The organism is Chryseobacterium barbadense (genome assembly GCF_042849955.1).
In the GTDB taxonomy this organism is placed as follows: Bacteria; Bacteroidota; Bacteroidia; order Flavobacteriales; family Weeksellaceae; genus Chryseobacterium.
In genome coordinates this window covers 65,326-88,699 of sequence record NZ_BAAFHL010000005.1, presented here as the reverse complement: position 1 = coordinate 88,699, position 23,374 = coordinate 65,326, and the positions used below count along the sequence as shown (strand labels likewise).

Genomic DNA, 23,374 nt, shown 5'->3' with positions numbered 1-23,374 from the left:
TCACACTTCACCACTCCTTTCTCACATTTAATTATTATTTTTGAATTAATGAAATTTTCTACAGAAGAGCTTATACAAGGGATACGGTCAGGCAATAAACGTCTGATTGCAAAAGCGATTACCCTGGTGGAAAGCAAAAAAGCAGAACACAGGGAGCAGGCGGAAGAATTATTAAAGAAAATAATGCCATTTACGGGAAATTCCATACGAGTGGGAGTGACGGGAGTTCCCGGTGCCGGAAAATCAACGTTTATAGAAAATTTCGGAAGATTAGCGATCTCCAATGGAAAGAAAGTAGCAGTTCTGGCTATTGATCCGAGTTCAGCCGTGAATAAAGGAAGCATTTTGGGTGATAAAACCAGAATGGAGGAGCTGGCAAAAGAGGAAAATGCATTTATACGCCCTTCTCCAAGTTCGGGTTTTTTAGGCGGAGTTGCCAATACGACTTTTGAAACCATGATGATCTGCGAAGCGGCGGGCTACGATTATATTTTGATTGAAACCGTAGGTGTTGGACAATCTGAAGTTCTGGTAGCAGATATTACAGATATCTTTTTATTCCTTAAAATTATCGGTGGTGGCGATGAGCTGCAGGGAATCAAGCGTGGAATTATGGAAATGGTAGATGTAATCTTTATCAATAAAGTAGATCAGGACAATCTTGCGAAAGCCAAAAGTACCCGCCTCGAATTAAAAAGAGCATTGGATTTTATTCCTCCTAAAGAAAAAGACTGGAAAGTGCCGGTTCTCCTTGGATCAGCTTTACAAAACGAAGGATTAGGGGACGTTTATCAGACAATTGATGCATTTATCCGTTTAAAAAAGAAAACAGGACGTTTCGAAGCCGTTCGAACCCGGCAATCTGAAAAAAGGTTCGATTACTGGATTCAGGAATATGTTCTGGCTATGATGAAACGAAACAATTCCATGGAAGAAGCTTATATTCAGCATAAAAAGAATGCTTCGGCAATGGTTTCTAATCCAAGTACCGAAGCCAAATTATTTGTTGAGAAATTTTTGTCTAAAGATTCAGATTAAGGCTTAGTTTCCTCATTTTTTCCAATATAGCCATCATAACTTATCGGCTGCCTGTCATTACTTCTCATAGAAGTAAGAGCTCTGCCGTTTTTAAATACCTCAATAATTATTTCCGGGGCATTTTTTACATCATTAGGCTTAATTTTTACAATCCATTTTCCTTTTTTGCCTTGAGACTTATTCATGGTAAAATCTTTGGATGTAAATCTGTAGCTGTTGTCATTATTGCCATATGATGAAGTAAAAGCTCTGCCGAAATAAGGTAAAACCACGTCCAATGTATTGTTGTTTAATTCAATTGTATAATTTTCTCCATTGAGGTCCAGCATTCGTGTAGAAGTGGAATTAGGCATTGAATTCATAACGTTGATAACATCGTAGTTCACGGGATTAGCTCTAGTAGCATAAAAGGTAAATTCTTGTGAATTCACTAATGCATCTACCGTTTTCGAATCTAGTGTACTTTGAGATGAGCAACTCTGAAAGAAAAACAAAAAACCGAAAACAAATAGAATTGAAATATATTTTTTCATGACCTTAATAATTATTAAATTTAAATAGCAAAATGTATGCAAATCTCCATTCTGGAATTTTTTGGAATAAAAATTGTTAAAGTTGAATTATTAACACTCTAAACTATGAAAATTACACATCTATTAGGAATAGGAGCAATTGCAATGTCAGTTGCAGCTTGTACTACAAACCCCATTACGGGGAGATCTTCTTTGCAGCTAGCCAATAACTCGGAAATTACAACCATGGCGGCTCAGGAATACAAAACAACTTTAGCCAAAGGTAAAGTAGTTACCGGGACAGCAGATGCAAAAAGAGTGGTAAGCGTAGGAAACAGAATAAAAAGTGCCGCGGAAAGATATTATCAGAGTATCGGAAGATCAGCAGATCTGGCTAATTACAAATGGGAATTTAACCTTTTACAAAGCAGTGAATTGAATGCCTGGTGTATGCCTGGAGGAAAAGTAGCGGTATATACCGGAATTTTGCCGGTAACGAAAGATGATAACGGACTTGCGGTAGTGATGGGGCATGAAGTATCCCACGCATTGGCAGGTCACGGTAACGAAAGAATTTCTCAGGCTATGGTAGCTCAGTACGGAGGTGCTATTCTGGGAAGTACCATATCCAATGCTCAGTGGGCTAATATTTTCCAACAGGTATATCCGGTAGGTTCACAGGTAGCACTATTGAAGTATGGTAGAAATCAGGAGTCTGAAGCAGATGAAATGGGACTCTATCTGATGTCTATGGCCGGCTATGATCCAAGGGCGGCGATCCCATTCTGGAACAGAATGGAAGCAGCTTCCCAAAATAGCAGCAGACCACCACAGTTTTTGTCTACCCACCCGAACCCTGAAACAAGAGTTTCAGATATTCAGAAAGATTTGCCCAAAGCTTTAGAATATTATAAGGCTGCCGGAGGAAAAATATAGGTATTAGAATTTTAATCTAGATAAGCCTTATTAAATTTTCCCTAAATTTGATAAGGCTTTTTAACTACTAAACACAAAAATATGAAGAGTTTATCAATTACCGGACTTATTCTTTTAGCTGTATCAGCTTTGCTTTTTTACCTGACTACAGATTTTGCCGTGGAGCAGATAAAACTTTCCCATATTATGGGAATCATGGGTGGAATAGGAATTGGGCTTATTATTGGTGGAATGGTGGGCTATGTAAGTAAAGGAAGTGCCATCAAAGAAGAGCAGAAAAGAAAAGAATTTAAACAGCTGCAAAAAGATAAGGAGGAACTGGAAAAACAGGCTGCAGAGATTGCAAGAAGACAGGCAGAACTGGAAACACAAAATAAAAATCCTCAAATCTGATTTGAGGATTTTTTGATAGTTGTTATTTTCAGTTAAATTGATTAGAATTTATACCCAATACCTACCATAAATAAGTTTGGACGGTTATCATATCTGATTTCTTCGCCGGATACTCTGTTGATGAAATTTCTTTCATCCTTACTGAAAGCGCCTTCGTATCTTGCATTGATGATGAGCTTCTGGATTTCAAGCTGCGCTCCGAACTGATAGCCTACAGTGAAATTATCTCTCGCATTTTCTTTGAAGTCGTTGAATGTGTCTTCTTTACTTAAATTATAACTTGCTACCGGACCTACAAAAACCCCTAAGGTATTTCCTAAAAGGTTGTACCCTAAAAGAACAGGTAAATCTATACGGTTGTTTTTAATATCGAAAGTTGTATTGGCAGCAGTATATTCATTTTTAAAAGAGGTGTAATATAATTCCGGCATCACATAGAATGAAGTCGGAAGACCTACTTTTAAGGAAAGCCCCACATTGAAACCTACATTGTTTTTTCCTTCGTTATTCGCTGCATCTACAACTGTCCCTTTGATGTTTTCCCAGGAAGGAGATCCTGTTGGGAAAATCAAATTGGCTTTACCGGCAAGAGAAATTTGGGCAGAAGCAAATACAGAAAAACTTATTAATGCTATACTAAGTATCTTTTTCATTGTCGTCTAGTTTTGTGATTGTATTATCAATAGTTTTATTATTTTCCAGTAAATATTCTCTTAATTCTTTAAACAACTCTGATGAATAAACGAAGTCAATAAGGTTTTTATTGCCTGCGGTAATCAGAATGTCTTTATTACCTTCCCATTCTTTAATACCTAATCTAAGATAAACAATCTTTTCCCCGATCGTCATCACAGAGTTCATATCGTGAGTATTGATAATGGTTGTGGTATTATATTCTTTGGTGATTTCCAACAGCAGGTCATCAATTACGTTGGAGGTATAGGGGTCCAATCCGGAGTTAGGTTCATCACAGAACAAGTACTTCGGATTATTTACAATAGCACGCGCAATCGCTACACGTTTTTGCATCCCTCCGGAAATTTCAGATGGGAACTTTTTATTGGCCTTATCCAGGTGTACTCTTCCTATTACTTCAAAAACCCTTCTTTTCTTTTCTCTGAAAGTAAGGTTGGTAAACATATCCAGAGGAAACATAATGTTTTCCTCTACCGTCAGGGAGTCAAACAAAGCACTTCCCTGAAATACCGTCCCGATTTCGGAACGCAGGTGCTGCTTTTCTTCTCTGGACATCGTATTGATGTCTTTCCCATCAAAAAGGATCTCTCCGGATGACGGCTGATATACATTCAATAAACTTTTCAGGAAAACCGTTTTTCCGGAACCACTCTGTCCGATGATTAAATTTACTTTTCCTTTATCAAAAGAGGTTGAAATCCCTTTAAGTACTTCAACTTCATCAAAACTCTTTTTAAGATTTTTTACCTCAATCATCAGCTTAATATTAATTGGGTTAAAAGTAATTCGGAAAGAATGATAAATACCATGGTCCAAACTACTGCCTGTGTACTTGCTCTACCTACTTCCAGCGAACCTCCTTTTACATTATACCCGAAATAAGAAGGTACAGTGGCAATGATAAAGGCAAAAACAATTGTTTTAGTAAAGGCATAATAAACGAATAGATTGGGCATATACATCTGTATCCCTGTTATATAGTCATTTTCAGTCCAGTTCCCTGTCAGAATCCCTGCAATATATCCGCCTCCGATACCAAATACAATACTGATTGCAATTAATAGCGGATTAAACAATACGCAAGCTATTATTTTCGGAAATATCAGAAAGTTAGGAGAATTCACACCCATGATATCTAATGCGTCAATCTGCTCGGAAACCCTCATCGTACCAATACTGGAGGCAATGTATGAACCTACTTTTCCCGCTAGGATCAGACTGATAATAGTGGGCGAAAATTCAAGCACTAAAACTGCCTTGGTAGCATATCCCACAAACGTAGTGGGGATGGGAAAGGAAGAGGCATCGAAATTGTTGAACATCTGAATTGCAACAACCGCTCCTACGAATATGGAGGTGAAAACCACCAATCCAAATGAATTGACTCCCAAATCGTTGATCTCTCTCATGAACAGCTTCCAGAATACTCTCATTTTCTGAGGTTTCTGAAGGGATTTCCCCAAAAGAATAATATATTCTCCTACAGCTGTGAAAAACTTTTTTAACATGCTGCTAAATTAACCTTTTTTTATTAAAGCTTTATTTATTTTGCGTTTTTATCCCCACCTATTACCAATAAAATGGTTTTTAAAATAATAACCATATCCAGAACAAAACTCCAGTTCCTTACATAAAATGCGTCCGCTAAAACACGCTTATTCATTTCCACTTCCACATTTCCGAAATCCCCCCTCAGTCCGTTCACCTGGGCCAGACCCGTAATTCCGGGGTTTACCATGCTTCTTAAGCTGTATCTTCCAATTTTTGGTTTGTAGTAATGATCTACGGCAAGCATATGAGGACGCGGACCTACTACAGACATTTCACCTCTTAAAACATTAATAAACTGAGGCATCTCATCCAGGCTGGTTTTCCTCAGGAATTTGCCAATTTTGGTAATCCTGGAATCATTTTCCTGGGTGGTTTTGGTAGAAGACTCTTCGTTCACGACCATGGTTCTGAATTTAATGCAGGTGAAAACCTCTTCATGAAATCCATACCTTTTCTGAAGAAAAAATACCGGACCTTTGGTTGTGGATTTTATAAGTAAGGCAATAATTGGAAATAACCATGAACAGATAAAGGTTAATACTAGGATGGAAAAAATGATATCAAAGACTCTCTTTACCAAAAAGTTAGCGTAAAAATCCAAAGGATATTTCGCCTGATTTAAAACAGGTTGTGTTTGTATATAAGCTAAATCGTAAAGAAAAAAATCGCTTTGAGTAATACTAGGGATCAGAGAAACATAAACTTTGTTGGCTTCCGCTCTTTTAAAAATCTCATTCTCGGTACTTTCGTCCAACGAATTTTCGGTGGATAAGAATAAAGTATGAATTCCATTTTTCTTCCAGAATTCAACAAGCTGATCAGGACTGATATCAGGATGTGTGTAATTGAAAATCTTATATCCGTAATCTGTTCTTTCACTGAATATATTTCTTAAAATTTCGGTTGAACTGCTTTTACCAAGAAACATCACATTCCTGTAGTTGATCCCAAGGCTCCGGAAGTATTTGATTCCGAAGAATATAAGGGATTTTGCCAAAAAGATAAAGAAAAATAGATAAAAGGACAGCCAGTAAATATCCGAGTTAAAAAAAACGTTATAGCTTACCTTCCCTAATAATAATACTCCGATTATGAATAAGATGAAATGGATTAAAAGACGCTCAAGAAATAGAGTATATGTTAAGTTCCTTGGAATAGTATAGATTTTTGTTCTGCCGCTTAAAAGCATCCAGAATAGAAACAATAATATAAGAGAAAATATATTCTGATACCATGTTTCCTGATTGTATTTTAAGTCTTCATTTCTGCTGATAAAGAAAAAAATAAAAATAGATGCTATAACCAGAAGGTCAAGCAGAATGATAATAGATTTTAAATATCTAGAATATCGAATTCTTTGCATCTACTATTAGTATTTTGGTGAAAAAAGTTACTAAAAATATGAAAATCTTATGGTATATTCAGATACTTATGGGTTTGTACGGAAGCCTGCCATTCCGGATGTGCCAGAATAAAATCTGTAATTTTAGGATACATTTCATCACGTTTACTCCATTCGCTCTGAAGGTACAGCCTGCAGTTTTCTGAAACTTTAGCAGCCTGCTCCTCAGCAAATGTAAAGTCATGGTTGTTGAAGATAATGACTTTCAGCTCATTAGCTTTGCTATAGATCTCTTCTTTTGGAAGACCAGTTTTTTTAGGAGAAAGAGTAATCCAGTCCAATTGGCCGCTCATTGGATAAGCTCCCGAAGTTTCAATATGGATGGAACATCCCAGTTTTTTCAATGTGGAGGTAAGAATATCCAGATTCCACATCAACGGTTCACCACCCGTCAAAACAATAGTTTTGCAGTGTCTTGCAGCAGTCTCCGCAATTTCTTCCGCATTCATTAACGGATGCAGATCCGGGTTCCAGCTTTCCTTCACATCACACCAATGACACCCGACGTCACAACCTCCCAGCCGGATAAAATAGGCTGCTTTTCCGGTATGGGCTCCTTCTCCCTGTAAAGTGTAAAAATGCTCCATTACAGGGAGCATTTTACCTTCTTTTAATAAAATATCTTCTTCTTTGTTCATTTTAAAATTAGTCGTTATAGACCGAAGTTTTGTAAGCAATGATGGTGTTCTTCATCAGCATCGCTCTCGTCATAGGTCCGACTCCTCCCGGAACTGGGGTAATCCAGCTTGCCTTCGCTGCACAGCTGTCAAAATCCACATCACCTGCAAGGTGATATCCTTTTGGAGAATCGTCGTCTACTCTTGTAATACCCACGTCAATCACTACAGCACCTTCTTTGATCATATCTCCTTTTAAGAAATGCGGATCTCCTAAAGCCGTAATCACGATATCTGCTTTTTTTGTGTATTCTTCAATGTCCTTAGTATAAGAGTGCGTAAGGGTAACGGTAGAATTTCCCGGGAAGTCTTTTCTTCCCATCAGAATACTCATAGGTCTTCCTACGATTTTACTTCTCCCGATGATTACACAGTCTTTTCCTTTAGTTTCAATATTATATCTTTCCAGTAACGTTAAAATTCCGAACGGAGTTGCAGGCAGGAATGTATCCATCTCTAAAGCCATTTTTCCAAAGTTTTCAGGATGGAAGCCATCGACGTCTTTCCTCGGATCGATTGCATTGATGATTTTCTCCTGGTCAATTTGATCAGGTAATGGCAATTGAACGATGAATCCGTCAACTGCTTTAGATTTGTTCAGCTCATCAATTTTTTCCAATAATTCAGATTCGGAAACCGTACTTGGAAATTTGATCAAACTGGATTGGAAGCCTACTTCTTCACAGTCTTTCACTTTTGAATTCACATAAGCTTTACTTGCCCCATTATTCCCGACAAGAATAGCTACCAAATGAGGTGCTCTTCTTTTTCCTTCAAGGATTTTTTCAACTTCGACCTTGATTTCTGCTTTTATTTCTTTGGATACTTTAAGTCCGTCAAGAATTTCTGCCATTTTACTTTTATTAGATATTTTATTCAAATTTACTTATTTCCTTTATAATAGTTGATCAATCCATTGGTAGAACTGTCATGAGAGCTGATAACCTCACTATTTTCAAGTTCGGGTAAAATTTTATTGGCTAAAACTTTCCCTAATTCCACTCCGAACTGATCAAAACTGAAGATGTTCCAGATCACCCCCTGAACGAAAATCTTATGCTCATACATCGCAATTAACTGTCCTAACGAAAAAGGGGTTAATTCTTTGAATAGGAATGAATTAGTCGGGGTGTTTCCATGGAAGACCTTAAAATTTAACAATCTCTCGATTTCTTCATCGGTCTTTCCGGAATTTCTTAATTCTTCCTCCACTTCTTCTTCCGTCTTTCCAAAAGCAAGCGCTTCTGTCTGAGCAAAAAAGTTAGCCAATAATTTTTCTTGGTGATCAGAAACCTCGTTACAGCTTTTCACATAAGCGATAAAATCTGCAGGAATCAATTCTGTACCCTGGTGAATCAACTGGTAGAAAGCATGCTGTCCGTTAGTTCCCGGCTCACCCCAAATGATGGGACCTGTTTCATATTCCACAAACTCTCCGTTTCTGTCTACACATTTACCATTACTTTCCATATCTCCTTGTTGAAGATACGCTGCAAATCTGTCCAAATACTGTGAATAAGGAAGGATGGCATAGCTTGTTGCCGCATAGAAATTACGATACCAGATTCCCAGAAGCCCCATTAAAACAGGAATGTTTTCAGAAAAATCTGCAGTCTGGAAATGTTGGTCCGTATCAAAAGCCCCTTTTAAAAGCTGTTCGAAATTTTCATAGCCTACAGCAAGCACAATACTTAATCCGATGGCACTCCAAAGAGAGTATCGCCCGCCTACCCAGTCCCAGAATTCAAAGATATTTTCTTCTGCAATTCCGAACTTTTTAACTTCTTGAATATTAGTGGATAAAGCAACGAAATGTTTGGCCACGTCTTCCTGTTTTCCAGCTTTTAAGAACCAATCCTTTGCAGAATTCGCATTCGTCATCGTTTCCTGAGTGGTAAACGTTTTAGAAGCGATAATGAATAAAGTGGTTTCAGGATTTAGATTTTTAATTACTTCCGCAATATGATTTCCGTCCACATTGGAAACAAAGTGAACATCTAATCTGGTTTTAAAATGTTTCAAAGCAGAAACAACCATTACAGGTCCCAAATCTGAACCTCCGATTCCGATGTTCACCACATCGGTGATTTCTTTTCCGCTGAAGCCTTTATGCGCTCCTGAAATAATACTTTCAGAAAAAGTTTTCATGTGATCAAGGACGCTTCTGATCTGAGGCTTGATATTTTCACCATCAACGATAATTTCCTTATCTGTGAAATCTCTCAAAGCCGTATGCAGCACAGCTCTTCCTTCTGTTTCATTGATTTTATCACCAGAAAACATTTTAGAAATTGCATCTTTTAACTGGCATTCTTCTGCAAGATTCAATAAAAGCTCTTTTGTACGGGAATCCATTAAGTTTTTGGAATAGTCGAAAAGAAACTGGTCTCTTTTTACGGAAAATTCCTCAAAACGGCTTGGATTATATTGAAAAAGACTTCTTAGGTCAAAATCATTGCCGGCAAAATGTTCATCAAGCGCTTTCCAGCTGTGGGTTTGTATAGGATTTATTTTTGATAGCATAGTAAATTCAACGTTTAAAAATTCAAGGTTGGAAATCAATATTTCTAATAGAATCTTGAAATTAAGATGCAAATTTACGGAAAAATAAAACCTTAGTGAAATTACAAAGTTGAACTTTACTGTTAAATTTTTTCAAATAAGCGGCTGGCTGCTTTACAATACATTTCCATCTTCCATATGAAAAACCTCCGCAAATAACGGAGGCTCGTAAAATTTAAAATTATGATGATAACCGAAAGGTTAGGATAGCATGATCTTGTTATTCAGAAAGGGTATGATGAATATTTTTAGCCGGCTTTCTTTTTCTTAAAAAATACACAACTGCTCCAAGAATTAATAAAATAGGCCAGATAGTAATCAATCCCACAGCAATTTTCTGAATTAAATAGAATCCTTCTACAAAAGCATTTTTAGCATCGTAAATAAAATTGAACTGATATTTGTTGTCAATGTTATTCGTATTGGTAATGGCGATTTCAGCAATACGAAGCTTAGGCTCTTTAATATAGATATCAATGGTGCTGTATTTCAGATGGTCTGTAACGTCCATATTGGCTAATTGTTGCAAATTGTTTTCCGCCATATTTTCATCACCCATTTTCACCTTGTCTTTATTGGTTTTCAGCTGGGAAATATTTTCACCTGTTTTTTTGATTCTCTTTCCTTCCAGTTCAGCATATTTGATACCGGCTGTCACATCTTCCGCGTTGATGATTCTTGAATTTAAAAACAGCTTTTTATCATTAATTAATGTTAAAAGCTCACCCAGTCTTTCCGTAGGAACACGTACCTGCATGGTGTTTTCGGTCTGATATTTCTTAACCAGCATTGCATTTTCATTGGACGTATTATAAGTATCTTCCGAAATAACATTACTGTGTAGCTCGCTGCGGGTAACAAACCCTCCAAGATCCTGAACCGATTTCTCTATTGATATGGTCGCTTCATAAACATCCTTCACTTCCATATTCACATCTGCCGTTTTGATGAACTGTTTATCTTTTACTTTCATGGTGGCAACAGAAGAAACACTATCTGAAACCATCGCCGAAGCAGAATCTGTGTAAGCAGCTGTTTCATAATCGTTTGCTGCAAGCTCTCCTTTTTTACAGGAGTACACTCCCAAAAGTAATAATGATGCTAATGATAATCTGATGTAAGTAGTTTTCATATTGTTGATTTTTATTGTTTCCTTACCTCAAATTTCAGCCTGAATCTTTTGTAATGTTTGAAAATCACAGGTAAAAAATTTGTAAACATAATGGAGGTGTTAATGTTTTGATAATCAATTTTTTGTAAAACGGGTAGGATGCTTAGTTCTTAATTTCGGATTGATTTTTGCATGCTTTTTACAAATCAAAACCACAATAATAACTATGTCCAGCCCTTTTTCTAAAATCAAAAACGCAATAGAATTATTCAAATCAATAGATTTTGATCAGCTCAGTGCTATTTCTCAAAAAGTGGACCTGCCAAAACTGATGCAGAACTTTTCTAAATTAGATGATAAGCAGTTGAATGGTCTGATGAAAATGCTTGATCCGGATAAGCCGAAAAAAGAACTTCCGCCCATTGATGGAGATTTCTACGATATCTATCATACCTTGACGCCGGAACAAAGAGAAATTCAGCTTAAAGTAAGAGCTTTCATGGAAAAAGAAGTGAAACCTTTAGTCAACCATTATTGGCTGAGAGATGAGTTTCCTTTTGAATTAATTCCAAAATTCCAGAAATTGGATATCTGTGGAGTTACCTACGAGGGATATGGGTGTCCGGGAATGCCGTTCTTAATGGAAGGAGTCATTGCAATGGAAATGGCGAGAATTGACGCATCTATTGCCACCTTTTTCGGAGTACAGTCCGGTTTGGCAATGGGCTCAATCTACATTTGCGGTTCGGAGGAACAAAAACAGAAATGGCTTCCTCAGATGCAGAAATTTGAAAAAATCGGTGCGTTTGGACTAACGGAGCCTGAAGTGGGTTCCGGAGCAGCAGGAGGTTTAACGGTAACCTGTAAAAAAACTCCCGAAGGCTGGATATTGAACGGCCAGAAAAAATGGATCGGAAATGCCACTTTTGCAGATTTAGTGATTATCTGGGCGAGAGATCTGGATGATGGCGAAGTAAAAGGATTTATCGTAGAAAAAGATAATCCGGGATATTCCGTAGAGAAAATTAAAGGGAAAATGGCCTTAAGGATTGTTCAAAACGGATTGATTACGTTGAAAGATTGCCTGATTACAGAAGAGAACAGGCTTCAGAATGCGAATTCATTTAAAGATACGGGAAAAGTTTTGAGAATGACAAGAGCAGGAGTGGCCTGGATGGCAACAGGATGTGCAAGAGGGGCTTATGAAAGTGCATTAGATTATACAAGAAAACGAGAACAGTTTGGAAAACCGATTGCTTCCTTCCAGATGATCCAGGGGCATTTGGTGGAAATGTTGTCCAATCTTACAGCCATGCAGACGATGGTGTTCAGATTATCCGAAATGCAGGATGAAGGAATATTGAAAGATGAACATGCTTCTTTAGCCAAAGTATTTTGTACGCTGAGAACAAGAGATATTGTTTCCCGGGCCCGCGAAGTGATGGGCGGAAACGGAATTCTCCTAGAGTATGATGTAGCGAGATTTGTTGCCGATGCAGAAGCTATTTATTCCTACGAAGGAACAAAAGAGATTAATTCACTGATTGTGGGAAGATCTATTACAGGCTTCAGCGCGTTCGTATAATTAAAAAATGGTCAATAGTCAATTAACTTCGTTGTCAATTTTTTAATTCACTTGCGCAGCAAAATTCACTATTGACCATTGACTTCTTTAGCTCACTAAAGCTTTATATTTTTCTTTATTATCAAGAATAATCCAAAGATTGATCAGGAACATGATTCCGGCGATACTCATCCCCATCGGAGATTTATCCATAGTGAAAACATGCACAACAATTCCTACCATTACAGGTAAAATGACAATCGCTCCCAAAGCTCTCGTTTTCGGGAAAATAAATAACAATCCGCCAATTATTTCTACGATTCCTACCAAAGGCATCAGCCAACTGATCTCTCCGAAAGCAGCGAAAAGCTTCATCTGTTCCGGAGTGGGTTTCTCCGTGGGCATGTAATTAAAGAACTTGTTTAATCCGGCATTAATGAACATAAGCCCGAAAAGTAAGCATAAAATGAATTTAACTATTTTCATGATTAATGGAATTTTTATCAAATTTAAATAAAAATCGCATTGATTTCCTCGCTTTAGAGAGTTTTTTATTATTTAATTCCTTGTACTTTATATATTTGTCAAACCAAATAAATTAAACAATAGTATTATGTTGAAAAAACTTCAAAAATTAAATCGCGAAGAATTAAAGAAAATTAATGGCGGAACAGGGGTTGAACCTTGTGATATAGCTCCGGAAGGTTGTCCGTGTATTGTTCCTCCAGGACATCCGTGTCTTGGCGGCGGAGGCGATCCGGGAGGTGGAGGCACATTAGGATATTGCCCGAACGACGGAGCATATATTCCTTGTGATCAGCTTTGTTCTGACGGCAGACAGCCGCTTTGCCCGTTGTAAAACAAAAACCCTCCAACTCGGAGGGCTTTTTTTAATCCTTTTCTTTTAAGGTAATATTTTTAGAGATTTTATAGCTTTTTTTCTTTTTGTGAGGTTTTTCTTCTTCTCCTAGCAGTTTTCCCCATGGTTTCAGGTCTTCCACTCTTTCAAATATGATTTTGATAATGGCAATAGCGGGAATACAGAGAAACATTCCTGCAATTCCCCAAAGATGCTCTCCTATCACAATGCCGATAAAGGAGAATAATGCATTGATTTTCACCTTTGAACCCACCACAAATGGAAGTACAATATTACCATCGACAATATGAACACCAATGTATCCGATCGCTACATAAATGCAGGTTGCCGGAGTACTGGTTGCAAAAGCGATAAAGCAGGCTATTAAAAGAGAGATAAGAATTCCCAAATAAGGAATTACATTGAGAAGGCCCGTTAAAATACCTAAAAGAACAGCATATTTTACTCCTAAAATACTAAGTACGATGGTAGTAAGTATGGATACAATCATCACCTGAAGGCAAAGCCCTATGATGTATTTCTTCGTCATCACACGTACTTCATCCACCACTTCCTGCACACTCGATTTATGCTTTTCATTGAAAACGGAAACAATAAAATTGTTAAGAATTCTTCTGTAATTCAAAATAAAAATGAAAAACAGAATAAAGAATACAATAAAGCCTATTCCCGTAGAAAAAACTCCGAAAGTGAAGCCTAAAATTACTCCGGAAGAAGACAAAAGTTTATTCAATCCCTGATCGAGATAATCCAGCTGCTCATTAATTTTTACATGAAAAGTTTCAGAAACCCATTTTTGAAGACTGTTGAACACGGTGTCAAATTGCACTCTCAGATGGGGGATGTCTTTACTGAAGCTGGAAAGCTGAGATCCAAAGAAATAAACAAGCCCGGTTAAAATAATCAACATGATCATCACTGAAGCCATGGTAGACACAGACCTCGGAAATCTTAGCTTTCTTTCCATAAAAGTAGCTACAGGCAAAAAAAGCATAGCCATTAAGAAAGCCAAAAAGAAAGGGGAAAGAATACTCTGCCCCAAAGCCAGAAGATATCCGATACCGATGATGGAAATAATAACGAGGGTAAGTTTTAGTAAAAAAGGAATTCTAAAAAAGTTCATATTGCATTTTATTCAGGATAAAAATAATAAAAAGCCTTTACATGAAAGGCCTTTTATGATGTATAAATTATTAATTCGTTTGAATTCTTTTCATGATATCGCTGAACTCGATCCCATCCAGAAACGCCACAACTTCAGTTATTTTGCCATTCTTCATTTTCATATACCATGAATAAGAAGAACGATAAGGCTTGTCATCCAGTGCTGTAGCTTCCCCATCCCATAATGTGATCACCATATCATGATCAGCAAAAATATGGCGAACGGTTGGCTTTATCTTTACTTTTAATTTTTTATTCAGAGGAATGATGACCTTATCTAAAAATTCTTGTTTTGAGGTATATGTTTTTGAGTAAGGTGTTGACCCTGTTATTTCCCAGTGCATATCTTCAGTGAGTAAATCGAAGAAATTACCTGTGCCGTTGTGCCAATCCTGAAATGCTTTTGTAATAATTTCTTTATTGAAAGATTCCTCTTTGCTATATTTCTGAGCATTTACTGATGTTGAAAAGACAATCATAAGAGTTGTTATTAAAGTTTTCATTGGATACATGTTAGTGAGATGATAAAGAAGGCAAATCTGATTATCCATCAGATTTGCCGTGTACATTAGATAGTGTTTTCCCAAGCTTTTAGTTGATGATCTTTTAGCATATCCTCAATTACTTTAGGAACTACATTTCTGAATTTACCTTCATCAGAAGGAACGATTTCAATCATGCGGTCAATCATTTCCTGCGGATCCATCTTACCTTCCGGGGTAGCGAAGAAATCATCAAAACCTTTACGAAGGTCGGCTCTTTTAGTAAAGTTCACTTCATCATCAAGCCAACGGAAAGGGTTGTCTGCCATTGTTTCATTGTAGCCGGTATAATAAGCTCCAGGGTTAATGGTTTGTACTTTAATATGGTAAGCGGCAAGTTCTTGTTGTAATGCTTCGGCAAAAGACTCCAGTGCATGTTTTGTGGACACATAGGTTCCCCAATTAGCAGGTGTGAACAAGCCTCCCATAGAAGAAGTGAACACCACTTTTCCTTTTTTGCCTTCTCTTACCCATCTTTGTACAACGCCTTGTGTAAGAATGAGTGGCAAAAAGACATTCACTTCATAATTTTTTCTCACCAGATCAACCGGGATTTCCCATACTGGTCCCGCTTCACCCATACCAGCGTTGTTCCAAAGTACATCAAAGTCCCATTTCAAGGCTTGTTTGATATCATATTGATCGGTAAGGTCCAAACGCTCTACACGGATTTTATCGGATAAGCCTAAAGCTGCTACTTCTTCACGAAGTGGTGTTACCTGTGATGACACATGTACTGTGGCAATAATATTGTGTCCGTTTTTAGCCATTCCTATTGCTGCTCCTTTTCCAAATCCTGAACCTGCTCCTGTAATTAAAATTGTTTTAGTTTCCATTGTTGTAAAATTTGTGAGTTATTAATTATTGTTGTTTGTTGTTTATCTTTCCGGATTATTGAATTTGATTGAAAGTTTCTGCTCCTGCTGTTGCAATTTGAAGATCCTCTGAAACTGCACCTCCTGAAATCCCAATGTATCCTATGATTTCGTTATTTTTAACAATAGGAAGTCCGCCTGCGAAACCAACTAATCCATCGTTAGTTGCTGCCATTCCATAAGTCCCCGCTTCCGGTTTTAAATATTCACCTACATTTTCACTGCTTGTTCTGAAGAGACTCGCCGTTTTTGCTTTTTTGATCGCAATATCCATTGATCCTAAGAAAGCATCATCCATTCTTTCGAAGCTTTTTAAATGTCCCGCTGTGTCAACAATAGCGATATTGGCATTTACATTCAGTTGTATTGCTTTAGCTCTTGCCTGTTGTACAACTTGTTTTGATTCGTTAAGATTAATTTCCATAATGATGATTTTAATTTTGTTTTTATTGTTTCATTTTGTTATGGCAAAGTTGCATCAGATTGAGACGGGTTTTTATAGGAAAAAAACGCCTGGTTTTATGAAAATCAAACCTTTTACAGTTTTCTAAGAATTTTTAACTTTATGAATTAAAAACTAATCTGGCTATGAAAACAAGTTTAGACCTTAAGGAAATAGACCTTCTTCGAGATTTTCCGGAATTAACGCCAATATATAGGGAATCCCATGATGCTAAGCTGGTAAAAGTTTTTAACAGGGAAATAGAAGATTGCAGAAATTACCTTTCAGCTAATAGAAGAGATTTTTATAAAATACTAATGATTACCGGAGGTTACGGAATTTTTACATTAGGTCTCCACAAGTACAAAATTGATAAACCAACCATTATTTTCATTCACCCGAATGATATTATTTCATGGCAGAAAACTTCAGGGGAATCCGCTGGATATTATCTGTTGTTTAAAAAGGATTTTATAAACCAGCATCCTATGCTGAAGGCTACTGTTGAAAGGCTGTCCCTGTTTACAGAGAAATCAAAAAGCGTCATATGTATTGATGAAAAAGACCTTCCGGGTTTTCATAGGCTATGGGAAAGCATGTATAATGAACAGGAGAATGAGTGGGGTAATGAAGCGATCCAAGCTTATATCCAGCTTTTAATGATCGACAGTGCAAGAATGTCCAAATTCCCTATACCGGAAAGTACAGGTGATGAATATGATCATATCCACCGATTTTTTGGGCTTCTGGAAGAAGAGGTTTCCAATATTAATTATGAAAAACCAATCAAACTGAGAACTGCACAGGAGTTTGCTATGTCTTTAAACCTGCATCCCAATTATCTTAACCGGATCCTTAAGAAGAAAACCGGACAGAATGTAAGTACCCATATAAAAGGAAGACTTTTGGACGAATGCAAAGCGCTTTTATTACAAACAACATGGACTTTGGAGCAAATAAGCTATGCCGTTGGTTTTTCTGATCAGCCGAACTTTAACTTTTTCTTTAAAAAGAATACTGGATTTACGCCAACTGCTTTCAGGAAAACAATGATGCAATAATATTAATAAAGTACGCCTCAAAATTTTGAGGCGTACGATGTATTGAGAAGTTAATATGTTTATAAATTTATTTTTCAATAGCGATGTCAATCACATCTTCCATTCTGTTCACATAATGGACTTTCAGATTTTTTAAATAATCTTTTTTAATTTCTTCTACGTCTTTTCGGTTGGCTTCACAAAGAATCACATCTTTAATTCCTGCTCTCGTTGCCGCCAATAATTTTTCTTTAATTCCACCCACAGGAAGAACTTTGCCTCTTAACGTAATTTCTCCCGTCATCGCCAGATGAGGTTTTACTTTTTTATTCTTAAAGGAAGAAACCATGGAAGTTAACATCGCAATTCCCGCAGACGGTCCGTCTTTAGGAGTTGCCCCTTCAGGGACGTGTACGTGAATGTTTTTCTTTTCTAAATCTTCCTCATCAATACCCAGTTCATTATGTTTTGCTTTAATATACTCTAAAGCAATCGTGGCCGATTCCTTCATTACGGTTCCCAGATTTCCCGTCATCGTAAGAGTACCTTTCCCGTTGCTTAAAATGCTTTCAATGAATAAGATATCTCCGCCCACACTTGTCCAGGCCAATCCTGTAACAACCCCCGGAACTCCGGTGATTTCCGATAAACTTTTCGGTCTTGGAACTCCTAAGATCTCATCTACTTTTTCAATGGAAATCTTATGGTCATATTCTTTTAATAGTGCTGTTTGCAGTGCAACCCAACGGGCAATTGAAGCTATTCTTTTCTCTAAGGATCTTACTCCGCTTTCGGAAGTATGCGCCTCAATGATATGCTTAAGTTCAGCATTTCCTAATTTGAATGATTTTGAATCCAAACCGTTTTCTTCTTGCTGCTTCTTAATGAGGTGCCTTTTGGCAATCTCAATCTTTTCTTCCAAAGTATAGCCCGCAATCTGGATGATCTCTGTTCTATCCAAAAGAGGAGTCTGTATTGTGGAAAGAGAATTGGCTGTAGCAATGAACATTACTTTGGAAAGATCATATCCCATTTCTAAGAAATTATCATAAAATGATTTATTCTGTTCAGGATCAAGTACCTCCAAAAGAGCTGAGCTGGGGTCTCCGTGAAGACCTTGCCCGATCTTATCAATTTCATCCAAAACAATTACAGGATTAGATGTGCCGGATTTTTTAATGGACTGAAGAATTCTTCCCGCCATAGCCCCGATATACGTTTTTCTATGTCCGCGGATCTCACTTTCATCATGGAGTCCTCCTAAAGATAATCTTACATATTTTCTTCCCAAGGCATCGGCAATTGATTTTCCTAAAGAAGTTTTACCTACTCCGGGAGGCCCGACTAACAGAAGAATAGGAGATTTCATGTTGTTTTTCAGCTTTAAAACAGCCATGTGTTCCAAAATTCTTTTCTTGATATCTTCTAATCCGAAATGGGCTTTTTCTAAAACTTTTTCAGCTTTGGCGATATCAAAAACATCTTTGGTATAGGTTTCCCACGGTAGATCTGTGAAAAAATCAAGGTAATTTCTCTGAACATTATAATCCGGTGAGTTGGGGTTTTGTCGCTGAAGCCTGCTGATTTCCTTTTGGAAATGTTCCTCTACTTCATGGCTCCACTTTTTCGTTTTGGCCTTTTTGATGAGCTCTTCAACATCACTTTCAGGGCCGCCGCCCAATTCCTCCTGAATGGTTCTGATCTGCTGATTCAGAAAATATTCTCTTTGCTGTTTATCAAGGTCTTTTGAGGTTTTCTGATGAATCTGATTTCTCAATTCCAGTTTCCTGAAATCCTCATGCATCATTTCATAACATTTATTAGCCCTTTCTATCAGATTCTTTTCTTCAAGCAGCTTTTGCTTATCTATAGGAGCGAAATTGGCATTAGTGCAGATGAAATTTAATAAATCATCATTATTATTGATGTTTTTGATCGCAAAATTAGCCGCATTAGGGATATTAGGATCAAGTTCAATAATCTTTAAAGCCAGGTCCTTGATGTTTTCAAGCAAAGCCTCATATTCTTCAGGTTTTTTGGGTTTATTGTCTTTCAGTTTTGAAATTTCAGCCTTGAAATAAGGATGGAATTCAATATATTTTTTAACTTTAAATCGGTGAAACCCTTTGGTAATAGCCGTAATGTTTCCTTCAGGAAGCTTAATGATTTTAATGATCTTCGCCAGTGTTCCCACCTGAAAAAGGTCTTTCTCTTCAGGCTGCTCCAAATCAGAGTTTTTCTGGCTTATGATTCCGATGAGGTCTCCATTTTTCTGAGCTTCCTCAAGAAGCTGTATTGAGGTTTTTCTGCCTGCGGTAATGGGGATCACTACATTAGGGAACATTACCATATTTCTTACAGGGAGTATAGGGAATATTTTCTGTTCGGAATTTTTATCAGTCTCGGAAAGGTCGGAAAGATTAATCTCTTCGGCCACAATATCGAATCCGTCACTGATTATTTCTTCTAAACTCATATCTTCAAATTCTGTCATAGTCAATTGAATGACAAATTGTCATTTCAGTTTTAAATCGTTAAAGTGATATTCTGATAATATACCGGAAGAATGCCGGTCATACTATATCATTCTAAATGGCACAATACTTATGCCATTTGTCTTTTAGTGAAAAATCTGGTCAAAATTTCCTTTTTTATATAAGTTTGCGTTTAAAAAGATTAAAAAAAGCATATACGTTTCTGTAATTTCTTAAAAATGTGTATTTTCGCAAACTGATAAAAAACTATAATTTATAAAATGGCAATTTTAGGACAGATTAGGAATAGACCTTGGCTTTTGATGGGAGTAATTGCGTTGGCGCTTTTAGCCTTCCTGGTGAATCCTGACAGTATCGATAAGGTTTTTGGAAAAAATCCTGATGTTTTAGGAAAAGTGAATGGTGAGAAAATTACCCGTGAAGAGTATAATGATCAGCTTTTCGTACTTCAGCAGCAGGCAGAGCAGCAAGGCCAGCCAAAGAGTGGTCTTGAAGAGCAGGCTTGGCAGTTGCTAGTGCAATCTAAGCTAATCAAGCAACAATTCGAGAAAATGGGGTTTGAAATGACGGAAGATTACTTCTGGAATCAGATCCAGTATGATCAATTGTTTGCTCAAAACCAACAGTTCTTCGATGAAAAAGGGAATTTTAAAACCCAGGAGCTTAAGAAGCAAATTGAGGAATTAAAGAATGCCAGTCCGGAAGGATACAACCAGTGGTTGAAATCTAAAAAAGCAATCGAGTACAGATTGATGGCAAGACAGGTATTTGCTAATCTTTCTGCCGGAATCACGACTGGGAAGAAAGAAGCGGAAGAATTAATGAAGCAGAGAGACCAGCTTGCTGATATCGACTTTGTGAAAATTGATTATGCAGCTTATCTTCAAAAAACCAAGATCAATGTTTCCACTGAAGATCTGGCAAACTATATTAAACAGCATCCCGTGATGTTCAAAACTGAGCCAAGCAGAAATATCGGGATTGTATATTTCCCTTCTCTGCCAAGTGCAGCTGATGAGGCAGCTACCCAGAAAGAAATCACAAAACTATTCTCAGGAGGTACAGATGCGAGCGGAGGAAAAGAAAATTTCCAGAATACAACCAATGACTCAATGTTTGTAATGGCTAATTCCGATATGCCTTTCAGCGAACAGTATCTAAAGCCTAATCAATTACCTCAGGCTATTCAGGGCCAGATTGCTACTGCAGCAATTGGTCAGACCTTTGGTCCTTATAAAGAGCAGAATGTATATGTAGTATCTAAGCTTTTGGATAAGAAAACATCGGATTCTACATTATCAAGACATATCCTTATTGCATTCAAAGGCAGCCCTGCAGGACAGGGAGTGACAAGATCTAAAGAAGCAGCTAAAAAATTAGCGGATTCTATCGGGGCTATTGTAAAAGCGGATCCTGCTAAATTTACAGATTTCATCAAGCTTTCTAATGACCCTAATTCTGCAGCACAAGGCGGCAGCTTAGGCTGGACCACCCCGGAAACGCCTTTTGTTCCTGAATTCTTAACATATTTGGCGAACAATCCGAAAGGGGCTACGGGTGTTGTAGAAACACAATTCGGGTACCATATTATCAATATTCAGGATAAAAAGCCTGGAGCAATGGGGTATAAGGTAGCGAACCTTGTAAAAGCAGTTAAACCTTCTGAAGCTACAGAAGCCGATACAGATAAAAAAGCAAGAAGATTTATCCAGCAGGTTCAAGGAAAGTCTTTCAACGACTTCGTAAATATTGCTAAAAAATCTAATTATCAGTTCTCTAATCCTAAAGCGGCTAAAAGATTCGACGGTCAGCTGCAAGGTTTAGGTACGGATAAAGACTCTGAAATCCTTGCATGGGCTTTCGATAAGAAAAGAGAGAAGGGTGACGCAGAATTCTTTACAGTTGAAGGAACGGGAGATAAAATTGTAGTATATCTGAACGGAAAGCAGGAAAAAGGTCTTGCTGATCCTGAATCTGTAAGAGATCAGATTGAAGTGATTGTAAAAAACAAACTGGCAGCAAAACAAATTTCAGATAAAATTGCTGCAGCTAAAGCATCTAACCTAGACCAGATTGCTAAAATGTTTGCCACTACAAAACAATCGGCACAGGTGAACCTTTTAAACCCTTCAGTGGGAGGATCTATGGAACCTAAAGTAGCAGGAGCGGCATTTGGAGTTACGAAAGGTAAACTTTCTAATCCGGTAGAAGGAGGAACAGGAGTGTATGTACTGATCAAAAAGAATGAAACAATGAACAAACAACCTGGTGATCTTAAACAGTTGACAGAATCTATCACGCAGAGAAATGCAGGAATGTTTGGTCAGGCATGGATGAAGAGCTTACAGGATAATGCAGATATTGAAGATTACAGAATCGAGATATGGAGTAAGCTTGGAACACAACAACAATAAGAATTCAATTTCATTGATATAAAGCGGCAAAGTTTTTGCCGCTTTTTTTGTATTTAACGCAGAGCAATAAAGAATAACATTAATTTAAATGTCTTATATTTGCTCATTAGAAAAAATTTAGCAAGTGAAGTTCAGTAAAGAATTAAAAGCTGGTGTGATCGCACTTTTAGCTATTGTAGGCTTTGTGTTATTATTTCAATTTATGAAAGGCAGAAGTCTTTTTACTACCGACAATATATTTTACGCAAGATATGACAATGTAGAAGGGTTGGCCCAGTCTTCTCCCGTTTCGATCAACGGGTTAAAAGTGGGGCAGGTGGATAAGATTATTCCCCAGACCACAAAAGATGGAAAAATCCATTTTATTGTAAAAGTTACGATTGATAATAATTTTGAGTTTTCAAAGAATTCTACCTTGGAAATTTTTGAACCGGGATTAATGTCAGGAAAGGAAATGAGGGTAAATCTTATGTACGGAGGTCCTACTGCAAAAGATGGGGACACCTTACAAGGAGCATTCAAGTTGTCAATGATGAATAATCTGTCTTCACAGGTAGGTCCGGTTAAAGACCAGTTACAGGTTGTTCTTCACCGTGTGGATTCTCTGATGGCTAATGCAAACCAGCTTGTAGATGCTCAGAACAGAGCGGAAATCAAAGCACTATTGGCTAATCTTAATAAAACAGTTGGCGCTTTACAGTCTACCGCAGCCAGTGTAAATTCATTAGTTGGAAACAATGATCCCAAACTTCAAAAAGTATTGGATGATGCAAGCTTAACGATGCAAAGCGGTAAAGTTACTTTAGATAAGTACGGAAACCTGGCTGAAAGCATCGATACCCAGAAATTGAATGCTACCATCGCCAACTTAGATGCAACTGTAGGAAAGCTTAATCAGGTAATCGGCGGGATTGATAACGGTCAAGGAAGCTTAGGTAAACTAATGAAGGATGAACAGCTTTACAATAACCTGAATTCGGCATCTACCAATCTGAATTCTTTAATTGAAGACATGAAAGCCAATCCGAAAAGATATATCAATTTCTCGGTTTTTGGCAAGAACAATAAAGACTAATAACT

Annotated in this window: 23 protein-coding genes; 8 read left to right on the top strand and 15 right to left on the bottom strand. The window is 37.4% G+C overall.

The annotated features are described in order from the left end of the window. Positions 1–48 precede the first annotated feature (48 nt). Positions 49–1,038: a methylmalonyl Co-A mutase-associated GTPase MeaB gene (meaB, locus tag ACGHIN_RS04595; protein WP_390451214.1), complete on the top strand. Its 990-nt coding sequence runs from the start codon at positions 49–51 to the stop codon at positions 1,036–1,038. Here meaB and ACGHIN_RS04590 read toward each other — a convergent pair. Further along, positions 1,035–1,571: a DUF4251 domain-containing protein gene (locus tag ACGHIN_RS04590; RefSeq protein ID WP_390451212.1), complete on the bottom strand. Its 537-nt coding sequence runs from the start codon at positions 1,569–1,571 to the stop codon at positions 1,035–1,037. The two genes, meaB and ACGHIN_RS04590, sit on opposite strands and share 4 nt — an antisense overlap. Positions 1,572–1,676: 105 nt before the next feature. Here ACGHIN_RS04590 and ACGHIN_RS04585 point away from each other — a divergent pair, with 105 nt between their 5' ends. Together ACGHIN_RS04585 and ACGHIN_RS04580 are read left to right on the top strand one after the other, a co-directional pair. After that, positions 1,677–2,486: a M48 family metallopeptidase gene (locus ACGHIN_RS04585; RefSeq protein ID WP_390451211.1), complete on the top strand. Its 810-nt coding sequence runs from the start codon at positions 1,677–1,679 to the stop codon at positions 2,484–2,486. A gap of 81 nt (positions 2,487–2,567) precedes the next feature. Then, positions 2,568–2,879 carry a hypothetical protein gene (locus tag ACGHIN_RS04580; RefSeq protein ID WP_390451209.1) on the top strand — a complete coding sequence of 104 codons (312 nt, stop codon included), beginning with the start codon at positions 2,568–2,570 and terminating at the stop codon, positions 2,877–2,879. A 41-nt stretch (positions 2,880–2,920) separates the two neighbouring features. On the opposite strand, the gene ACGHIN_RS04575 is transcribed toward ACGHIN_RS04580, so the two are convergent. The 8 genes from ACGHIN_RS04575 to ACGHIN_RS04540 form a co-directional block, all read right to left on the bottom strand. Beyond that, the gene (locus ACGHIN_RS04575; RefSeq protein ID WP_390451207.1) at positions 2,921–3,532 is read right to left on the bottom strand and encodes an outer membrane beta-barrel protein; all 612 of its coding nucleotides are present in this window, start codon (positions 3,530–3,532) and stop codon (positions 2,921–2,923) included. Then, positions 3,516–4,331: an ABC transporter ATP-binding protein gene (locus ACGHIN_RS04570; RefSeq protein ID WP_390451205.1), complete on the bottom strand. Its 816-nt coding sequence runs from the start codon at positions 4,329–4,331 to the stop codon at positions 3,516–3,518. Before ACGHIN_RS04570 ends, ACGHIN_RS04575 begins: the two co-directional genes overlap by 17 nt. Beyond that, on the bottom strand, positions 4,331–5,083 hold the full coding sequence (locus tag ACGHIN_RS04565; RefSeq protein WP_390451204.1) for an MlaE family ABC transporter permease: 753 nt from the start codon (positions 5,081–5,083) through the stop codon (positions 4,331–4,333). The genes ACGHIN_RS04570 and ACGHIN_RS04565 overlap by 1 nt, the downstream gene beginning before the upstream one ends. 35 nt (positions 5,084–5,118) lie before the next feature. After that, positions 5,119–6,489: an exopolysaccharide biosynthesis polyprenyl glycosylphosphotransferase gene (locus tag ACGHIN_RS04560; RefSeq protein WP_390451202.1), complete on the bottom strand. Its 1,371-nt coding sequence runs from the start codon at positions 6,487–6,489 to the stop codon at positions 5,119–5,121. Positions 6,490–6,536: 47 nt separating this feature from the next. Then, complete coding sequence (locus ACGHIN_RS04555) at positions 6,537–7,166, bottom strand: 7-carboxy-7-deazaguanine synthase QueE (RefSeq protein WP_390451200.1); 630 nt, start codon at positions 7,164–7,166, stop codon at positions 6,537–6,539. Between the two features lie 7 nt (positions 7,167–7,173). Next, positions 7,174–8,058 (bottom strand): bifunctional 5,10-methylenetetrahydrofolate dehydrogenase/5,10-methenyltetrahydrofolate cyclohydrolase, encoded by an 885-nt coding sequence (locus tag ACGHIN_RS04550; RefSeq protein WP_390451199.1) that lies wholly within the window; start codon positions 8,056–8,058, stop codon positions 7,174–7,176. A 29-nt stretch (positions 8,059–8,087) separates the two neighbouring features. After that, on the bottom strand, positions 8,088–9,728 hold the full coding sequence (gene pgi / locus ACGHIN_RS04545; protein ID WP_390451197.1) for a glucose-6-phosphate isomerase: 1,641 nt from the start codon (positions 9,726–9,728) through the stop codon (positions 8,088–8,090). 259 nt (positions 9,729–9,987) lie between these two features. After that, the gene (locus ACGHIN_RS04540; protein ID WP_390451195.1) at positions 9,988–10,899 is read right to left on the bottom strand and encodes a DUF4349 domain-containing protein; all 912 of its coding nucleotides are present in this window, start codon (positions 10,897–10,899) and stop codon (positions 9,988–9,990) included. A 205-nt stretch (positions 10,900–11,104) separates the two neighbouring features. Between ACGHIN_RS04540 and ACGHIN_RS04535 the strand changes: the two genes are divergently transcribed. Next, entirely contained in the window at positions 11,105–12,463 is a 1,359-nt protein-coding gene (locus ACGHIN_RS04535; protein WP_390451193.1) for an acyl-CoA dehydrogenase family protein, read from the top strand. An 87-nt stretch (positions 12,464–12,550) separates the two neighbouring features. Here ACGHIN_RS04535 and ACGHIN_RS04530 read toward each other — a convergent pair whose 3' ends face one another. Beyond that, positions 12,551–12,928 carry a DoxX family protein gene (locus tag ACGHIN_RS04530; protein ID WP_390451191.1) on the bottom strand — a complete coding sequence of 126 codons (378 nt, stop codon included), beginning with the start codon at positions 12,926–12,928 and terminating at the stop codon, positions 12,551–12,553. 127 nt (positions 12,929–13,055) lie between these two features. On the opposite strand from ACGHIN_RS04530, the gene ACGHIN_RS04525 reads away from it, so the two are divergent. After that, on the top strand, positions 13,056–13,301 hold the full coding sequence (locus ACGHIN_RS04525) for a hypothetical protein (protein WP_390451189.1): 246 nt from the start codon (positions 13,056–13,058) through the stop codon (positions 13,299–13,301). Positions 13,302–13,332: 31 nt separating this feature from the next. On the opposite strand, the gene ACGHIN_RS04520 is transcribed toward ACGHIN_RS04525, so the two are convergent. The 4 genes from ACGHIN_RS04520 to ACGHIN_RS04505 all read right to left on the bottom strand — a co-directional run bounded on the left by ACGHIN_RS04520 (position 13,333) and on the right by ACGHIN_RS04505 (position 16,327). Continuing rightward, entirely contained in the window at positions 13,333–14,445 is a 1,113-nt protein-coding gene (locus ACGHIN_RS04520; RefSeq protein WP_390451187.1) for an AI-2E family transporter, read from the bottom strand. A 70-nt stretch (positions 14,446–14,515) separates the two neighbouring features. Further along, on the bottom strand, positions 14,516–14,989 hold the full coding sequence (locus tag ACGHIN_RS04515) for a nuclear transport factor 2 family protein (RefSeq protein ID WP_390451185.1): 474 nt from the start codon (positions 14,987–14,989) through the stop codon (positions 14,516–14,518). Positions 14,990–15,054: 65 nt separating this feature from the next. Beyond that, positions 15,055–15,864 carry an SDR family oxidoreductase gene (locus tag ACGHIN_RS04510; RefSeq protein WP_390451184.1) on the bottom strand — a complete coding sequence of 270 codons (810 nt, stop codon included), beginning with the start codon at positions 15,862–15,864 and terminating at the stop codon, positions 15,055–15,057. A gap of 55 nt (positions 15,865–15,919) precedes the next feature. Further along, complete coding sequence (locus tag ACGHIN_RS04505) at positions 15,920–16,327, bottom strand: GlcG/HbpS family heme-binding protein (protein ID WP_390451182.1); 408 nt, start codon at positions 16,325–16,327, stop codon at positions 15,920–15,922. Between the two features lie 164 nt (positions 16,328–16,491). Here ACGHIN_RS04505 and ACGHIN_RS04500 point away from each other — a divergent pair, with 164 nt between their 5' ends. Continuing rightward, positions 16,492–17,406: a helix-turn-helix domain-containing protein gene (locus tag ACGHIN_RS04500; RefSeq protein WP_390451181.1), complete on the top strand. Its 915-nt coding sequence runs from the start codon at positions 16,492–16,494 to the stop codon at positions 17,404–17,406. A gap of 67 nt (positions 17,407–17,473) precedes the next feature. On the opposite strand, the gene lon is transcribed toward ACGHIN_RS04500, so the two are convergent. Next, on the bottom strand, positions 17,474–19,879 hold the full coding sequence (gene lon, locus ACGHIN_RS04495; RefSeq protein ID WP_390451179.1) for an endopeptidase La: 2,406 nt from the start codon (positions 19,877–19,879) through the stop codon (positions 17,474–17,476). 261 nt (positions 19,880–20,140) lie between these two features. On the opposite strand from lon, the gene ACGHIN_RS04490 reads away from it, so the two are divergent. Beyond that, complete coding sequence (locus ACGHIN_RS04490; RefSeq protein WP_390451177.1) at positions 20,141–22,294, top strand: peptidylprolyl isomerase; 2,154 nt, start codon at positions 20,141–20,143, stop codon at positions 22,292–22,294. 124 nt (positions 22,295–22,418) lie between these two features. Beyond that, a complete protein-coding gene (locus tag ACGHIN_RS04485) occupies positions 22,419–23,369 on the top strand; it encodes an MlaD family protein (RefSeq protein ID WP_390451175.1) in 951 nt (316 codons plus the stop codon). Positions 23,370–23,374 lie beyond the last annotated feature (5 nt).

Bases quoted from the DNA above. Each gene is read 5' to 3' on its own strand.
- meaB (WP_390451214.1), top strand. From the start codon at position 49: ATGAAATTTTCTACAGAAGAGCTTATACAAGGGATACGGTCAGGCAAT.
- ACGHIN_RS04590 (WP_390451212.1), bottom strand. From the start codon at position 1,571: ATGAAAAAATATATTTCAATTCTATTTGTTTTCGGTTTTTTGTTTTTC.
- ACGHIN_RS04585 (WP_390451211.1), top strand. From the start codon at position 1,677: ATGAAAATTACACATCTATTAGGAATAGGAGCAATTGCAATGTCAGTT.
- ACGHIN_RS04580 (WP_390451209.1), top strand. From the start codon at position 2,568: ATGAAGAGTTTATCAATTACCGGACTTATTCTTTTAGCTGTATCAGCT.
- ACGHIN_RS04575 (WP_390451207.1), bottom strand. From the start codon at position 3,532: ATGAAAAAGATACTTAGTATAGCATTAATAAGTTTTTCTGTATTTGCT.
- ACGHIN_RS04570 (WP_390451205.1), bottom strand. From the start codon at position 4,331: ATGATTGAGGTAAAAAATCTTAAAAAGAGTTTTGATGAAGTTGAAGTA.
- ACGHIN_RS04565 (WP_390451204.1), bottom strand. From the start codon at position 5,083: ATGTTAAAAAAGTTTTTCACAGCTGTAGGAGAATATATTATTCTTTTG.
- ACGHIN_RS04560 (WP_390451202.1), bottom strand. From the start codon at position 6,489: ATGCAAAGAATTCGATATTCTAGATATTTAAAATCTATTATCATTCTG.
- ACGHIN_RS04555 (WP_390451200.1), bottom strand. From the start codon at position 7,166: ATGAACAAAGAAGAAGATATTTTATTAAAAGAAGGTAAAATGCTCCCT.
- ACGHIN_RS04550 (WP_390451199.1), bottom strand. From the start codon at position 8,058: ATGGCAGAAATTCTTGACGGACTTAAAGTATCCAAAGAAATAAAAGCA.
- pgi (WP_390451197.1), bottom strand. From the start codon at position 9,728: ATGCTATCAAAAATAAATCCTATACAAACCCACAGCTGGAAAGCGCTT.
- ACGHIN_RS04540 (WP_390451195.1), bottom strand. From the start codon at position 10,899: ATGAAAACTACTTACATCAGATTATCATTAGCATCATTATTACTTTTG.
- ACGHIN_RS04535 (WP_390451193.1), top strand. From the start codon at position 11,105: ATGTCCAGCCCTTTTTCTAAAATCAAAAACGCAATAGAATTATTCAAA.
- ACGHIN_RS04530 (WP_390451191.1), bottom strand. From the start codon at position 12,928: ATGAAAATAGTTAAATTCATTTTATGCTTACTTTTCGGGCTTATGTTC.
- ACGHIN_RS04525 (WP_390451189.1), top strand. From the start codon at position 13,056: ATGTTGAAAAAACTTCAAAAATTAAATCGCGAAGAATTAAAGAAAATT.
- ACGHIN_RS04520 (WP_390451187.1), bottom strand. From the start codon at position 14,445: ATGAACTTTTTTAGAATTCCTTTTTTACTAAAACTTACCCTCGTTATT.
- ACGHIN_RS04515 (WP_390451185.1), bottom strand. From the start codon at position 14,989: ATGAAAACTTTAATAACAACTCTTATGATTGTCTTTTCAACATCAGTA.
- ACGHIN_RS04510 (WP_390451184.1), bottom strand. From the start codon at position 15,864: ATGGAAACTAAAACAATTTTAATTACAGGAGCAGGTTCAGGATTTGGA.
- ACGHIN_RS04505 (WP_390451182.1), bottom strand. From the start codon at position 16,327: ATGGAAATTAATCTTAACGAATCAAAACAAGTTGTACAACAGGCAAGA.
- ACGHIN_RS04500 (WP_390451181.1), top strand. From the start codon at position 16,492: ATGAAAACAAGTTTAGACCTTAAGGAAATAGACCTTCTTCGAGATTTT.
- lon (WP_390451179.1), bottom strand. From the start codon at position 19,879: ATGACAGAATTTGAAGATATGAGTTTAGAAGAAATAATCAGTGACGGA.
- ACGHIN_RS04490 (WP_390451177.1), top strand. From the start codon at position 20,141: ATGGCAATTTTAGGACAGATTAGGAATAGACCTTGGCTTTTGATGGGA.